We start from the raw sequence: 14,907 nt of genomic DNA, 5'->3' as shown, positions 1-14,907 counted from the left end.
GTCACGGCCACCTGGCGCACCGGAGGCGCCGCCTCGTCACTTATGCTGGGGTGTCCGCCTCCCTGCGGCCACGACGCCCGCTCCGAGCTCGATGGGCGGCCGGCCGACGACGATGTTAGGTAGATCCACGCTGATGACTGACCAGACCCGCCCGCTCCGAGTGGCCATCGTGGGTGCAGGCCCGGCCGGCATCTACGCCGCCGACGCGTTGATGAAGTCGGACCACAACGTCTCCGGCCCCGGCGTGAGCATCGACCTCTTCGAGCGCATGCCCGCTCCGTTCGGTCTGATCCGCTACGGCGTCGCACCGGATCACCCGCGCATCAAGGGCATCATCACCGCGCTGCACAAGGTGCTCGACAAGCCGCAGGTCCGCCTGCTCGGCAACATCGACTACGGCACCGACATCGACCTCGAGACGATGCGCCGCTTCTACGACGCCGTCATCTTCTCCACCGGCGCCAACGCGGACCGCGCGCTGAACATCCCCGGCATCGACCTCGACGGCAGCTACGGCGCCGCCGACTTCGTCTCCTGGTACGACGGTCACCCCGATGTGCCGCGCACCTGGCCCCTCGACGCCGAGAAGGTCGCCGTCCTCGGCGTCGGCAACGTCGCGCTCGACGTGGCCCGCGTACTGGCCAAGACGGGTGACGAGCTGCTGCCCACCGAGATCCCCGCGAACGTCTACGAGGGCCTGAAGGCCAACAAGGCCGTCGAGGTGCACGTGTTCGGCCGCCGCGGCCCCGCCCAGGCCAAGTTCACGCCGCTCGAGCTCCGCGAGCTGGACCACTCCCCCAACATCGAGGTCATCGTCGCTCCCGAGGACATCGACTACGACGAAGGCTCGGAGAAGGCCCGCCGCGAGTCCAAGCAGGTCGACATGGTCGCGAACACGCTGCAGGACTGGGCGATCCGCGATGCCGGCGACCGCCCGCACAAGCTGTTCCTGCACTTCTTCGAGTCGCCGCACGAGGTGCTCGGCCAGGACGGCAAGGTCGTCGGCCTGCGCACCGAGCGCACCGAACTCGACGGCACCGGCAACGTCAAGGGCACCGGCAACTACACCGACTGGGACGTCCAGGCCGTCTACCGCGCGGTGGGCTACCTGTCGCAGAACATCGCCGACCTCCCCTTCGACGACCTCGCGGGCACCATCCCCAACGAGGCCGGCCGCGTGAAGAACAACGACGGCACCCCCGTCGACGCCACGTACGTCACCGGCTGGATCAAGCGCGGACCCGTCGGCCTCATCGGCCACACCAAGGGTGACGCCAACGAGACCGTCGCGAACCTCCTCGCCGACGCCCCGTCGTTCGCGGGTGCCACCGACCCGTCCGAGGACGCCGTCGTCGCGTTCCTCGAGGACAAGAAGGTCCCGTTCACCACGTGGGACGGCTGGTACCGCCTCGACGCGCACGAGCGCAGCCTCGGCGAGCCGCAGGGCCGCGAGCGCGTCAAGGTCGTCGAGCGCGAGGACATGCTGCGCGCCAGCGAGCCCGACAAGGCCTGACCCCAGCAGCTGACGCACCGAAGCCCCGAGGATGTCCTCGGGGCTTCGTGCGTGTCAGATCCGGACGGACAGCAGCCGCCCCTCGCGCTCGTCCTTGCGGGCGTGCTCGTTGAAATCGGGTGCGGCGCAGACGAACAGGGTGCGGCCGTCGTCGCCGCCGAATCCGCACGCGAACACCCCGGTGTCGAAGGTCAACTCGTCGACCACTCCCTCGCCCTCGCGAATCTGCACGATGCGCTGCCCCAGTGCGTCGGCCGCCCACAGCGTGCCGTCCTGCGCGAGAGCGCAACCGTCGGGCGCCACCACCACCTGGCCGATGCCCTCGGCTATGTCCGTCGACTCGGGCATCGGACCGAGCACGGCCCAGTCGCGGCGCGGTCCGAGGACACCGTCGTCGCCGATCGCGAAGGCGCTGATCCGGTTGCCGAGCGTCTCGTCGACGAGGAGATCGCCGCCTGCGGTGACGGCCATGCCGTTCGGGAAGTGCAGATCGGTGGCGTCCTCGTGCACACTGCCGTCCGGCTCGACACGCAGCAGGGAGGCCGTCTCGATGGGCGCCATGTTCATGAGATCGAATCCGAAGTTGCCGACGTAGGCGCGCCCGTCCGCATCCACGTGCATGTCGTTGGCGTTGCCGGTCGCGTGCGCGGACAGGTCAGCGTGCACCACGAGGTCGCCGTTCTCCTCGCGCCGCAGAACGGTCTGATCTCGCATCGAGACGACCAGGAGCCGACCGTCGGGAAGCCACCCGAGCCCGGACGGCTGGTGCGGCACCTCGGCCTCCACCCGGACGTCGCTGCCGTCCTCGTTCGCCGACAGCACCTGGTGGGTGTAGAAGTCGGAGACCCAGACACGGCCCTCCCGCCACCGTGGACACTCGAAGTAGGTGTAGCCCTCCAGGACCACGGTCGGCTCTGCCTTCATGTGTAGCTCCTCGCACGACGAGACGGATGATCGAATGTGACGTACGCCTCATCACATCATGAGGCATCCTGGCAGACGTGTTCGACAGCCACGTCCACATCATCGATCCGCGGTTCCCTCTCGTGTCGAACGGCGGATACGAACCCCCCGTGTTCACTGCCGACGACTATCGCGAGGAGACCGACGGACTGGGGGTCGTGGGCGGCGCCGTCGTCGCCGGGTCGTTCCAGGGCAGCGACCAGAGCTTTCTGCTCGCGGCGCTGACCGAACTCGGTGACGGATGGGTGGGCGTGACCCACCTGCCGTGGGACGCCGAGGACGAGGACATCATCGCGCTCGACGACGCGGGCGTCCGAGCGCTCAGATTCAATCTGCGGCGCGGCGACACCGACGTGTCGACCCTCACCGAGCAGGCCGTCCGCGCGCACGAGATCGCCGGATGGCACGCCGAGTTCTACGCGGACGCCGGATTGTTGCTGTCCCTGGAGCCGGTCCTGTCCAAACTGCCGGCCATCAGCATCGACTACCTCGGCATGGCCGAGGACGCCATGCCGTACCTCCTCGATCTCGTCGACAGGGGAGCACGGGTCAAGGCGGCGGGCTTCGGCCGCATCGGCCACGACCCGGTGGAGGCGATGAGCAGGATCCATGCCGTCAACCCCGAGGCACTGATGTTCGGGACCGATCTGCCCGGCACGCGCTCCCCGCGACGCTTCGTCCCCTCCGACATCGACCTGGTGACCGAGGCAGTGGGCGGCGATCTCCAGAAGGTGCTGTTCAGGAACGCGAGGGCCTGGTACCGGGAGCGTTAGAGCACGATGACGGCAACGACCCACACGCCGGCCGCGAGCAGACCACCGAACAGCTCGACGAGGATCGACAGGCCGACGGCCTTGGTCGCGTGCACGGTCGACTGCCAGGCCGAACCCGACGTGCGCGCCCGTGGCAGCTCCGCCAGGTACACACCGAGGGGGAACCCGAGGAAGAGTCCGACGACCGGGACGACGAAGAATCCGACGATGCCGACGACGCCGCCCGCGACGATGGAACGGGTGGGCACTCCGGCCGTCTTCAGTCGTCTGCCCGGCCACAGGTACTTGACGACGCCCGATGCCACCAGCAGCGCCGTCGCGATGCCGAACACCGTCCACGCCGATGCGGTGCCGACGACGAAGGCCCAGACGCCGATCGCGGCGAAGATCAGGACCACACCGGGGAGCACCGGGACGACGATCCCGATCAGGCCGATCAGGACGACCAGTCCGACGAGGACCTCGGCACCGGCGGTCACCGTGCCGAGACCGGACGCACGCGGCTCGCGGCGTCGCGTGCACGCTCCCGCGCGGTCTCGACGTCCGGACCGGTCGACACGGCGACGCCCATCCGCCGCTTCGCGAAGCTCTCCGGCTTGCCGAACAAGCGGATGTCGGTCTCCGGGACGCGGAGCGCCTGCTCGACGCCCTCGAAGGCGATGCCCACCTCGTCGAGACCGCCGTAGATCACCGCGGACGCGCCGGGTGTCAGCAGCGTGGTGTCCACCGGAAGCCCGAGGATGGCGCGCGCGTGCAGCTCGAACTCCGACAGCCGCTGGGTGCCGAGCGTGACCAGGCCCGTGTCGTGCGGTCGTGGGCTGACCTCGGAGAAGTACACGTCGTCGCCCTTGACGAAGAGCTCGACGCCGAAGATGCCGCGGCCGCCGAGTGCCGCAGTGACCGTGCGGGCGACCTCGCGTGCGGCGTGCAGAGCGGCCGCCGACATGGGCTGGGGCTGCCACGACTCGATGTAGTCGCCGGACTTCTGGAGGTGGCCGATGGGCTCGCAGAAGGAGGTCTCGTCGGCGCCGTTCTCGTCGACCGCGCGGACGGTGAGCTGGGTGATCTCGTAGTCGAAGTCGACGAAGCCCTCGACGATGACCCGGCCCAGCGCGACTCGTCCCCCGGCCTGAGCGTGGTCCCAGGCCCGCTGGACGTCGTCGTCGCTCGTCACGACCGACTGCCCCTTTCCCGACGACGACATCACCGGCTTGATCACCGCCGGGAAGCCCGTGTGCTCGAGCGCCGCGCGAACCTCGTCCACACTGTCGGCGAACGCGTACGGCGACGTGGGCAACCCCAGCTCCTCGGCCGCGAGCCTGCGGATGCCCTCGCGGTTCATCGTCAGCTGCGTCGCGCGCGCCGTCGGCACGACGGTGGTGACCCCGCGGTCCTCGACCACGGAGAGCGCCTCGGTGGCGATGGCCTCGATCTCCGGCACGACGAAGTGCGGCGCCTCGGACTCGATGACGGCGAGCAGGGCGTCCGGATCGCTCATGTCCACCGTGTGGGCGCGGTGCGCGACCTGATGGCCGGGGGCGTCCGCGTACCGGTCGACGGCGATCACCTCGACGCCCAGGCGCTGGAACGCGATGATCACTTCCTTGCCGAGCTCACCGGAGCCCAGCAGTATCACCTTGGTGGCCGACGGAGAAAGCGGAGTACCGATGCGGGAGGACGTCACTCTTGGAATGCTATCGGGCATGGCGGAGACCGAGGACCTGCTCACCTACCTCCAGCGAGGACGGGACGCGGTGGTGTGGAAACTCGACGGCGCGTCGGAGTACGACATCCGTCGGCCCCTCACGTCGACCGGTACCAACCTGCTGGGAATCGTGAAACACCTGGCCATGACCGAGGCGGGGTACCTCGGGTCCACGTTCGGGCGACCGTTCCCCGAACCGATCCCGTGGTCCGACCCGACACTCGAACTCAATGCCGACATGTGGGCCACACCCGACCAGTCCCGCGATTCTCTCGTCGACCTCTACCGCCGGGTGAACGCCCATGCCGACGAGACGGTGCGCACCCTCGGACCGAGAGCGGAGGGGACGGTGCCGTGGTGGACGGCGAAGAACCCCGTGACCGTCGAGTACATCCTGGTGCACCTGATCGCGGAGACACACCGCCATGCCGGCCACGCCGACATCGTGCGCGAACTCGCCGACGGCAGCGCCGGACTGGCTCCCGGCAACTCCAACCTGGCGGACGGTGACGCCGACTGGTGGGGTGACTACCGGTCGCGGGTGGACGACGCCGCGTCGGAGTTCCTCTGAGTCTCCCGACCCGCACAGTCCGGTCCTGTCGTCGGGCAGGTTCCGGTGGATAGGGTCGCGCCATGACTACTGCAGGTGGACCTCTCGCCGGAATCAAGGTCGTGGAACTCGCGGGCATCGGCCCCGGCCCGCACACCGCGACGCTGCTGGCCGACCTCGGCGCCGACGTCGTGCGCGTCCAGCGTGCGGGCGCGTTGCCGGCCGAGGGATCACCGGGCGACCCCCTGCTCCGCAACCGCCGCATCGTCGAGGCGAACCTGAAGGATCCGGCCGAGCTGGAACGGGTGCTCGACCTGATTTCCCGCGCCGACGTCCTCATCGAGGGCTTCCGTCCGGGGGTCACCGAGCGCATGGGTCTGGGACCCGACGTCGTCGCCGAGCGCAGCCCCGGTCTGGTCTACGGACGCATGACGGGGTGGGGCCAGGAGGGTCCGTGGTCGCAGGTCGCGGGACACGACATCAACTACATCTCGGTCACCGGAGTGCTGCACGCGATCGGACGCGAGGGTGAGCGCCCGGTACCCCCGATGAACATGGTCGGCGACTTCGGCGGTGGATCGATGTTCCTCGTCATGGGCATTCTCGCGGCGCTGGTCGAGCGCGGTCGGTCCGGGAAGGGCCAGGTGATCGACGCGGCCATGGTCGACGGCACCGTCGCGTTGTCGCACATGATCTGGGGGTGGCGCGGGATCGGCATGTGGTCCGACGAGCGCGGCACGAACCTGCTGGACACCGGTGCCCCGTTCTACGACACGTACGAGACGTCCGACGGCAAGCACGTCGCCGTCGGCGCGCTGGAACCCCAGTTCTACGCCGCGATGCTGCAGGGACTCGGGCTCGATCCGTCGGCCTTGCCCCACCAGCTCGACCGTGAGCAGTGGCCGACGCTGCGGTCGACCTTCACGGAGGTGTTCGCCTCCCGCACGCGCGACGAGTGGGCCGCCGTCTTCGACGGCACGGACGCCTGCGTCACCCCCGTGCTGACCTTCGACGAGGCCACACGCCACCGCCACATGGCCGAACGCGGCAGCCTCATCGACATCGACGCAGTCACCCAGCACGCCCCGGCGCCGCGTTTCGGGCGTACCGCCACGTCCACGCCGGCGGGTCCGGCCCGCTCGTCCGTCGACCCCGACTCGGTCTGGACCTGAGTGGACGCCGCGGCCTGGGACGCCAAGTACGAACGCGCCGAACTCATCTGGGGCGCACCGCCGAACGACATGGTCGTCGAGTTCTGCACCTCCCTGCCGCGCGGCCGGGCGCTCGATCTCGCGTGCGGCGAGGGGCGCAACGCCCTCTGGCTCGCCACGCGCGGATGGAGTGTCGACGCCGTCGACTTCAGCAGCGTGGCGCTGACCAAGGCGGTCCGCATCGCCGCCACGGCCACCGCGTCGATCCGCGAGCGAGTGCGGTGGGTCCACGCGGACGTGACCACACTCACACCCGAGCGGAATTATGATCTCGTTGTCATCGCCTACCTGCATTTATCGCGGACCGAGCGTGAAAACGTCCTCGCGACTGCCGTCCGGGCGTTGAAACATGAGGGAATCCTCGTGATCGTGGGTCACCATTCTGCCAATCTAAAGAATGGCGTCGGTGGTCCTCAGGATCCCGAGATCCTGTACAGCCCAGACGATCTGGTCGCGGACATCGGCAACAGGATGCGCATTCTCGTCGCCGAGGACAGGGTGCGGCACGTAGGTGATTCCGCAGCGATCGACGCCCTTGTGGTGGGACGAGTTACCGACGAGTAGACCCCTATTGGCAGTGTTCCGGATCCGGCGTAACATAGCCGTATGTTACTGGCGAGTAGGTAGCGCCGGGCCACACAGGCGGTACCGAGGCCGGACCGCACCACTGAGACGGAGAACGCATCACCATGGGTCATTACAAGAGCAATCTTCGCGATCTCGAGTTCAACCTGTTCGAGCTGTTCGCCCTGGACAAGACGCTCGAGTCCGGACAGTTCGGCGATCTCGACGTCGACACCGTGCGTGACATGCTCTCCGAGGTCCGCCGCCTCGCCGAGGGCCCGCTCGCGGAGTCCTTCGCCGACGCCGACCGCAACCCGCCGACCTTCGACCCCGAGACGCACACCGTCACCCTCCCGGAGTCGTTCAAGAAGTCGTACCGCGCGCTGCAGGAAGCCGGCTGGGATCACCTGGGCCTCGACGAGGAACTCGGCGGCATGCCGGTACCGCGCCAGGTGTTCTGGGCCGTCGCCGAGATGATCCTCGGATCGAACCCCGCCGCCTTCATGTACTCCGCCGGCCCGGGCTTCGCCCAGATCCTCTCCGACAACGGCAACGAGCAGCAGAAGAAGTGGGCCGTACTCGCCTCCGAGCGCAACTGGGGCGCCACCATGGTCCTCACCGAGCCCGACGCTGGTTCGGACGTGGGCGCAGGCCGCACCAAGGCCGTCGAGCAGGCCGACGGCAGCTGGCACATCGAGGGCGTCAAGCGCTTCATCACCTCGGCCGACTCGGACGATCTCTTCGAGAACATCTTCCACCTCGTGCTCGCTCGCCCCGAGGGCGCCAAGCCGGGCACCAAGGGACTGTCGCTGTTCTTCGTCCCGAAGTTCCACTTCGACAGCGAGACCGGCGAACTCGGCGAGCGTAACGGCGTGTTCGTCACCAACGTCGAGCACAAGATGGGCCTCAAGGTCTCGGCCACCTGTGAGCTGACCCTCGGCGGACACGGCGTCCCGGCCAAGGGCTGGCTCGTCGGCGACGTCCACAACGGCATCGCGCAGATGTTCGACGTCATCGAGCACGCTCGAATGATGGTGGGCACCAAGGCCATCTCGACGCTGTCCACCGGGTACCTCACCGCGCTCGACTACGCCAAGCAGCGCATTCAGGGTGCTGACCTGACGCAGATGACCGACAAGGCCGCGCCCCGCGTCTCCATCACGCATCACCCCGACGTCCGTCGCTCGCTGATGACGCAGAAGGCGTACGCGGAGGGCCTGCGCGCGGTGTTCCTCTACACAGCCGCTCACCAGGACGAGGTTGCCGCACTGCACGTCTCGGGCGCCGACAAGGACACCGCGTTCCGCGTCAACGACCTGCTGCTCCCCATCGTCAAGGGTGTGGGTTCCGAGGTCGCGTACGAGCAGCTGGCGCAGAGCCTCCAGACGCTCGGTGGATCCGGCTTCCTGCAGGACTACCCCATCGAGCAGTACATCCGCGACGCCAAGATCGACTCGCTGTACGAGGGCACCACGGCCATCCAGGCGCAGGACTTCTTCTTCCGCAAGATCGCCCGGGACCGCGGCGTCGCACTGGCCCACGTCGCCGGCCAGATCAAGACGTGGATCGACAGCGAGGCGGGCAACGGTCGCCTCAAGAGCGAGCGTGCCTTGCTCAACACCGCCCTCGAGGACGTGCAGGGCATGGTCGCCACGCTCACGCAGCACCTCATGGGTGCCCAGGAGCAGCCGACCGAGCTGTACAAGGTCGGCCTCGGATCCGTCCGCCTGCTCATGAGCGTCGGCGACCTGATGATCGGCTGGCTGCTGCTGCGTCAGTCCGAGATCGCCATCGCCGCACTCGACAACGGCGCCGGCGAGAAGGACAAGGCGTTCTACGAGGGCAAGATCGGCGCAGCGTCGTTCTTCGCCAAGAACATCCTGCCCCGCCTGACCTCCACCCGTCAGATCCTGTCCGACCTGGACAACGACGTCATGGAGCTCGACGAAGCGGCGTTCTGATCCGCTGAATCCCCACTGCGGCCAGGCTGGTATTCCAGCCGGGCCGCAGTGCTGTTCCTGCCTGTTCCCGCACCCATGCTCGTACGCCGCACGCGTGTTGCTCGGCGAGGTCCCGTGCGGGCCACGAGCAAGGGTGCGGGAACTCAGAGGAGCGCGCGCAACCGGGCGATGAGCGCCTCGGGCCGTGCGAGATCCGCCCACGTCCAGCGCACGACGCGGAAGCCGAGCGCGCGCAATGCATCCTCGCGCCGCTTCTCCTCGAACACGGCGTCCCCGGCGTCCTGCCCGGGTCGGAGAAAGCGACCGTACTTCACGCGACCGTCGAACTCGCCGATCACATCGCCCCACAGGAAATCGACGCGCCACACCCCGATTCCCGCCTGAAGCACTGGTGGCGGGAGACCGACGCGATGGAACAGCACGCGGCTGCGCGACTCACCGACACTCCCCGAGAGCGGGTCGAGGAATGCGGCGACCCGCCTCGCGCCCGCGATGCCGTGCCGACGACTGGCCACAGCGAGTTCGTCCACCAGGGAGTCGCCCTCGATCCCCGCCGCGTCGCCCATGACCACGGCCTGCTCGAAGGGGACGGTCCGCGCCACGTCCACCAGGGTCCGAGCCGGCGACGTCACCGTGAACCCGTTCACCACGTGCACGGCGGAGCCCGGCAGCGGCGCGCAGTGCACCATCGTGTCGGCGCGCCGCCGTCCGCCGTTCCGCCGATCGCGCGTCACGTGCACCTTCGTCAGATCGACCGCCCACAGCGGCCACCCGTGCATCAGCGCTGCCGTCTGGTGGCTCATGACCGCACCACTCGACAGCGCGGGCATCACCGCCTCGAGCAGGACGCGGTGCTTCTCGACGCGGTTCAACCCGTCGAGACGAGTCGCGTCCAGATACGCCCCGTGACCCAGTCGGGTGATGTCGCCCCTCGTGTAGAGCCGTCGCAGCTCGTTGTCGGTGTACCCGTCCTGGAGAGCGTTCTGCCGCAGCACCAGCCGTGATGCATCGAGATCCATCGGTCGAGCATGAGCGGGTCCCCGCCCCGGCGATACCCGCTCGGCCGGCATCCTGTGGACAGCGCGCGGTCCGTCCACAGGCCAGTTCACCCGTTCCCGCACCGATGCTTGCGCGACGCACGCGTGTTGCTCGGCGAGGTCGGGTGCGGGACGCGAGGAAGGGTGCGGGAACGCCGGATCCAGCCCCTTCGTACCACCGCGACACCGACTCGCTAGCCGAGTCCCCGCAGGATGCGGTCGGCGTGCCGGATCACCGGCGCGTCGACCATCCTGCCGTCGACGGTGAACACTCCGCGCTCGGTGGCGGCGGCAGCCACGACCCGACGGGCCCAGTCCACCTGATCGGCTGTGGGGGTGTAACACTCGCGGATCACGGCGGCCTGCGTCGGGTGCAACGCCACCTTGGCGTCGAACCCCACCGCGACGGCGTCCTCCGACTCGGCGCGCAGTCCGTCGAGATCGGCGATGTCCAGATACACCGAGTCCAGAGCTTGGCGCCCGAAAGCCTTGGCCGCCAGCAGGGCGGTCGAGCGTGCGTGCACGGCCACGTCGCGATACGACCCGTCGCCGCGACGCGAGGACGCTCCGCCGAGCGCGGCCACCAGGTCCTCCGCGCCCCACATCAAGCCCTCGCACCCGTCGGCTGCGCAGATCTCCGCAGCGTGCAGGATCCCGAGTGGGGTCTCGACGAGGGCGACCACCGATCGTGGAGCCAGTGCCGAGACGTCCTGCGCCGATTCACACTTGGGCACCATCACGCGGTGGTAGACCGTCTCGGACAGGGCTGCCAGATCAGCCTCGAAGTACGGCGTCGATCGCGCGTTGACGCGGATCACGGTGCGGTCCGGATCGAGTGGGGTGTCGACGACGGCCTGCCGCGCCGCTTCCTTGTCACCGGGGGCCACCGCGTCCTCGAGGTCCAGGATCACCACGTCTGCTGCCGCGGCGGCTTTCCGGTAGCGCTCGGGCCTGTCGGCCGGGCAGAACATCCAGACCGGACCGAGCCCCGTCACGACGCGGGAGCCATCCGGACGAGGGTCTTCCGCACGGCGCGCGCGACGACGTCGCCGTGCTGATTGCGGCCCGTGTGCTCGAACGTCACGACGCCTTCTCCGGGTCTCGACGCCGACTCTCGCTTGTCCGCGATCACCGTCTCGCCGTAGAGGGTGTCACCGTGCAGCATCGGCTTCGGGAAGCTGATCTCCGAGAACCCGAGGTTCGCGACGATGGTGCCCTGCGTCAGCTGGGCGACGGAGAGCCCGACCAGCGTGGAGAGCGTCCACATCGAGTTCACGAGCCGCTCCCCGAACGCGGTGTTCACGCTGTACGCGGCGTCGAGATGCAGCGCCTGCGTGTTCATCGTGAGGGTGGTGAACAGGACGTTGTCCGCCTCGGTGACGGTGCGCCCGGGCCGGTGCTCGTAGACGGTGCCCACCGTCATCTCGTCGAACCACAGGCCGCGCTGGACGATGCGCTCCGGTTCGGTCACAGCCCCACCTGGCGCGCGATGAGCATCAGCTGCACCTCCGTGGTGCCCTCGCCGATCTCGAGGATCTTGCTGTCGCGGTAGTGCCGCGCGACCGTGTACTCGTTCATGAACCCGTAGCCGCCGTGCACCTGCGTGGCGTCGCGCGCGTTGTCCATCGCGGCCTCCGACGAGATCAGCTTGGCGATGGCCGCTTCCTTCTTGAAGGGCTTGCCCGCCGACATGAGCGCTGCAGCGTCGTAGTAGGCGGTCCGGGCGGCGTAGGCGCGCGCCTCCATGCGGGCGATCTTGAAGGCGATGGCCTGGTTCCGGCCGATGGCGGTACCGAACGCCTCGCGCTCCTTCGCGTACTTCACACTCTCGTCGACGCACCCCTGCGCCACACCGACGGCGAGCGCGGCGATGGCGATACGGCCCTCGTCGAGGATCTGCAGGAACCCGGCGTAACCACGGCCCTCGTCGCCGAGCAGATTCTCCAGCGGCACACGAACATCGGTGAACGACAGGGGGTGAGTGTCCGAAGCGTTCCAGCCGACCTTGTCGTACGCGGGACCGGCTTCGAAGCCGGGGGTGTCCGTCGGCACGATGATCGAGGAGATCTGCTTGCGCCCGGAGGCATCGGTTCCGGTCACGGCGGTCACCGTCACCAGCTCGGTGATGTCGGTGCCGGAGTTCGTGATGAACTGCTTCGATCCGTTGATCACCCAGTGATCACCGTCGCGCACCGCGGTGGTGCGCGTACCGCCGGCGTCGCTGCCGGCACCGGGCTCGGTGAGGCCGAACGCGCCGAGCGCCCGGCCCGACGTCAGCTTGGGGAGCCACTCCTTCTTCTGCGCGTCCGTACCGAAGCGGTACACGGGCATCGCGCCCAGGGAGACACCGGCTTCGAGCGTGATCGCGACGCTCTGATCCACCTTGCCCAGCTCCTCGAGGGCGAGGCACAGCGCGAAGTAGTCGCCGCCCATGCCGCCGTACTCCTCGGGGAACGGCAGTCCGAACAGTCCCATGTCCGCCATGCCGCGGACCACCTCGTAGGGAAACGTGTGGTCGCGATCGTGCTGCGCGGCGACGGGCGCCACCACGGTGCGAGCGAAGTCGCGCACCGAGGCGATCAGCTGCTGGTGCTCGTCGGACAACAGGCTGTGTCCCGCGACGGTCGATGTGCTCATGCTGCATCCTCTTTCGGGTCCGTGGTCATGCGTGCGAGTACCTGGTTCACGGCGACCTGGTCGCCTGTCGCCACCGTCACCTCGACGATGCCGTCCGCGGGAGCAGTGAGGGCGTGCTCCATCTTCATGGCCTCCACGACCACGAGAACGGTTCCGGCCGTGACGGTGTCACCGTTCGCCACCTCGACGGCGATCACGGTGCCCGGCATGGGGCTGCGCACCGTGTCCTCGAGCTCCGCCTCGCCCCCGGCGGCGAGGTCGATCTCCGCGGCGGGGCGCAGATGCCACACACCACCGGAAGCCGCGAGCCAGAGCCCGTCCGCGTCCCGCGCAGCCCTGTACGTCGTCCGGCGACCGTCGATCGCGACCACGAGAGTCGCACCGTCGAGAGTCACCGTCAGCGACCGAGCATCTCCGCCGTCGACGGTCACCGCCGCGTCGCTCGGCGACCCGGTCACCGCGACGGTGCGCCGCCGCCCGGAGTCCTCGACGAGGACGGTCGTCGGTGCGCTCCGACCACCGAGACGCCACCCGTTCGGAACGGTCCACGCGCCGTCGTCCTGCGCGGGCCAGGCTGCGCACCAGTCGAACACGGCTGCGGCGGAGATGACCTCGTCCGTCGCGACGGGCGCCGCGTAGTCGGGTGCGACCCGGTCCAGCAGGCCCGTGTCCAGACGGCCGGCGGCGACGTCGGGATCGGCCAGCAGGTACGAGAGGAAGTCGATGTTGGTGCCCACGCCGAGCACCGCGGTCTCGCCGAGCGCCCGCCGCAGGATGCGCAGTGCCTCGGCGCGGTCCCGACCGTGCGCGATGACCTTGGCCAGCATCGGGTCGTAGTCGCTGCCCACCACCGTGTCCGGTGCGAGCGACGAGTCCACGCGGACACCGGTGCCCGCCGGTTCGTGCAGTCCGATCACTCGGCCGCCGGTGGGCAGGAAGCCATGGCCCGGATCCTCCGCGTAGACACGCGCCTCGATCGCGTGACCGGTCAGCGTCACATCCTCCTGCTGCAGCGGCAGCGTGTCGCCCGCTGCCATCCGTATCTGCAGCTCCACGAGATCGATGCCGGTGACCTCCTCGGTCACCGGATGCTCCACCTGCAGACGGGTGTTCATCTCCATGAAGAAGAAGTCGTCGGGCGCGTCGGCGGAGACGATGAACTCGACGGTGCCGGCGCCGACGTAGTCGACACTCCGAGCGGTCGCACACGCGGCCTCGCCGATCCGCGCCCGCGTCACCTCGTCGAGCAACGGCGACGGCGCCTCCTCGATCACCTTCTGGTGACGGCGCTGCAGCGAGCACTCGCGCTCACCGAGATGGATCACGTGGCCGTGGGCGTCCGCCATCACCTGCACCTCGATGTGCCGGGGACGCAACACGAATCGTTCGAGGAAGAGGGTGTCGTCGCCGAACGACGACGCCGCCTCTCGCCTGGCCCGCACCAGTGCCGCCGCCAGGTCCTCGGCTCGTTCGACCAGATGCATGCCCTTGCCGCCGCCCCCGGCCGACGGCTTGATCAGCACGGGGTAGCCGATGTCGGCCGCGGCCGCGATCAGTTCGTCGTCCGTGAGTCCGGGTTCCGCGATACCGGGCACCACCGGCACGTCGAACGCGGAGACCGCCTTCTTCGCCGTGATCTTGTCGCCCATGGTCTCGATCGCACGTGTCGGCGGGCCGATGAACGTGATGCCGTTCTTCTCGCACGCCGCCGCGAATGCCGCATTCTCCGAGAGGAACCCGTATCCGGGGTGGATCGCGTCGGCGCCGCTGGCGAGAGCCGCGTCGATCACCTTGTCGATGTTCAGATAGCTCTCGCGTGCGGGCGCCGGACCCAGTCGTACCGCGGTGTCCGCGGAGCGCACGTGCAGCGCGTCGGCGTCCGCGTCGCTGTACACCGCGACGGAGCGAATTCCCATGGTGCGCAGTGTCCGGAACACCCGGACGGCGATCTCACCGCGATTCGCGACGAGCACCGTGTCGATCGTGGTCATCA

Annotated in this window: 14 protein-coding genes; 6 read left to right on the top strand and 8 right to left on the bottom strand. The window is 68.8% G+C overall.

Annotated elements, in window-relative coordinates:
* The first annotated feature begins 133 nt into the window (after positions 1 to 133).
* Positions 134 to 1,513 (top strand): FAD-dependent oxidoreductase, encoded by a 1,380-nt coding sequence (locus QRN16_RS11815; RefSeq protein ID WP_027506208.1) that lies wholly within the window; start codon positions 134 to 136, stop codon positions 1,511 to 1,513.
* Positions 1,514 to 1,567: 54 nt separating this feature from the next.
* On the opposite strand, the gene QRN16_RS11810 is transcribed toward QRN16_RS11815, so the two are convergent.
* Complete coding sequence (locus tag QRN16_RS11810) at positions 1,568 to 2,437, bottom strand: SMP-30/gluconolactonase/LRE family protein (protein ID WP_285186873.1); 870 nt, start codon at positions 2,435 to 2,437, stop codon at positions 1,568 to 1,570.
* A 77-nt stretch (positions 2,438 to 2,514) separates the two neighbouring features.
* Here QRN16_RS11810 and QRN16_RS11805 point away from each other — a divergent pair, with 77 nt between their 5' ends.
* Entirely contained in the window at positions 2,515 to 3,249 is a 735-nt protein-coding gene (locus tag QRN16_RS11805) for an amidohydrolase family protein (protein ID WP_285186871.1), read from the top strand.
* Here QRN16_RS11805 and QRN16_RS11800 read toward each other — a convergent pair.
* The gene (locus QRN16_RS11800) at positions 3,246 to 3,728 is read right to left on the bottom strand and encodes a DUF456 domain-containing protein (protein ID WP_027506205.1); all 483 of its coding nucleotides are present in this window, start codon (positions 3,726 to 3,728) and stop codon (positions 3,246 to 3,248) included. The two genes, QRN16_RS11805 and QRN16_RS11800, sit on opposite strands and share 4 nt — an antisense overlap.
* The gene (gene purT / locus QRN16_RS11795) at positions 3,725 to 4,954 is read right to left on the bottom strand and encodes a formate-dependent phosphoribosylglycinamide formyltransferase (RefSeq protein ID WP_502943996.1); all 1,230 of its coding nucleotides are present in this window, start codon (positions 4,952 to 4,954) and stop codon (positions 3,725 to 3,727) included. The genes QRN16_RS11800 and purT overlap by 4 nt, the downstream gene beginning before the upstream one ends.
* Here purT and QRN16_RS11790 point away from each other — a divergent pair.
* The 4 genes from QRN16_RS11790 (at position 4,953) to QRN16_RS11775 (ending at position 9,240) form a co-directional block, all read left to right on the top strand.
* Positions 4,953 to 5,525, top strand: coding sequence for a DinB family protein (locus QRN16_RS11790; RefSeq protein ID WP_200933792.1), 573 nt, complete (start codon positions 4,953 to 4,955; stop codon positions 5,523 to 5,525). The genes purT and QRN16_RS11790 overlap by 2 nt on opposite strands.
* Positions 5,526 to 5,587: 62 nt before the next feature.
* Positions 5,588 to 6,676 carry a CaiB/BaiF CoA transferase family protein gene (locus tag QRN16_RS11785; protein ID WP_285186864.1) on the top strand — a complete coding sequence of 363 codons (1,089 nt, stop codon included), beginning with the start codon at positions 5,588 to 5,590 and terminating at the stop codon, positions 6,674 to 6,676.
* Positions 6,677 to 7,279 (top strand): class I SAM-dependent methyltransferase, encoded by a 603-nt coding sequence (locus QRN16_RS11780; RefSeq protein WP_285186862.1) that lies wholly within the window; start codon positions 6,677 to 6,679, stop codon positions 7,277 to 7,279. It begins immediately after the preceding gene.
* A 125-nt stretch (positions 7,280 to 7,404) separates the two neighbouring features.
* On the top strand, positions 7,405 to 9,240 hold the full coding sequence (locus QRN16_RS11775; protein WP_027506200.1) for an acyl-CoA dehydrogenase: 1,836 nt from the start codon (positions 7,405 to 7,407) through the stop codon (positions 9,238 to 9,240).
* A gap of 143 nt (positions 9,241 to 9,383) precedes the next feature.
* Here QRN16_RS11775 and QRN16_RS11770 read toward each other — a convergent pair whose 3' ends face one another.
* The 5 genes from QRN16_RS11770 to QRN16_RS11750 form a co-directional block, all read right to left on the bottom strand.
* Positions 9,384 to 10,259 carry a PDDEXK family nuclease gene (locus tag QRN16_RS11770; RefSeq protein ID WP_285186860.1) on the bottom strand — a complete coding sequence of 292 codons (876 nt, stop codon included), beginning with the start codon at positions 10,257 to 10,259 and terminating at the stop codon, positions 9,384 to 9,386.
* A 212-nt stretch (positions 10,260 to 10,471) separates the two neighbouring features.
* Entirely contained in the window at positions 10,472 to 11,248 is a 777-nt protein-coding gene (locus QRN16_RS11765) for an HpcH/HpaI aldolase/citrate lyase family protein (protein WP_285186943.1), read from the bottom strand.
* 20 nt (positions 11,249 to 11,268) lie between these two features.
* Positions 11,269 to 11,748: a MaoC family dehydratase gene (locus tag QRN16_RS11760; protein ID WP_350310209.1), complete on the bottom strand. Its 480-nt coding sequence runs from the start codon at positions 11,746 to 11,748 to the stop codon at positions 11,269 to 11,271.
* On the bottom strand, positions 11,745 to 12,914 hold the full coding sequence (locus QRN16_RS11755) for an acyl-CoA dehydrogenase family protein (RefSeq protein ID WP_027506197.1): 1,170 nt from the start codon (positions 12,912 to 12,914) through the stop codon (positions 11,745 to 11,747). Before QRN16_RS11755 ends, QRN16_RS11760 begins: the two co-directional genes overlap by 4 nt.
* Positions 12,911 to 14,905: an acetyl-CoA carboxylase biotin carboxylase subunit gene (locus QRN16_RS11750; RefSeq protein WP_285186857.1), complete on the bottom strand. Its 1,995-nt coding sequence runs from the start codon at positions 14,903 to 14,905 to the stop codon at positions 12,911 to 12,913. The genes QRN16_RS11755 and QRN16_RS11750 overlap by 4 nt, the downstream gene beginning before the upstream one ends.
* Positions 14,906 to 14,907 lie beyond the last annotated feature (2 nt).

Source organism: Rhodococcus sp. MEB041 (assembly GCF_030208955.1).
GTDB lineage: Bacteria > Actinomycetota > Actinomycetes > Mycobacteriales > Mycobacteriaceae > Rhodococcoides.
The sequence above is the reverse complement of the archived record's forward strand: the minus strand, read 5'-3'. Positions and strand labels throughout refer to the sequence as shown.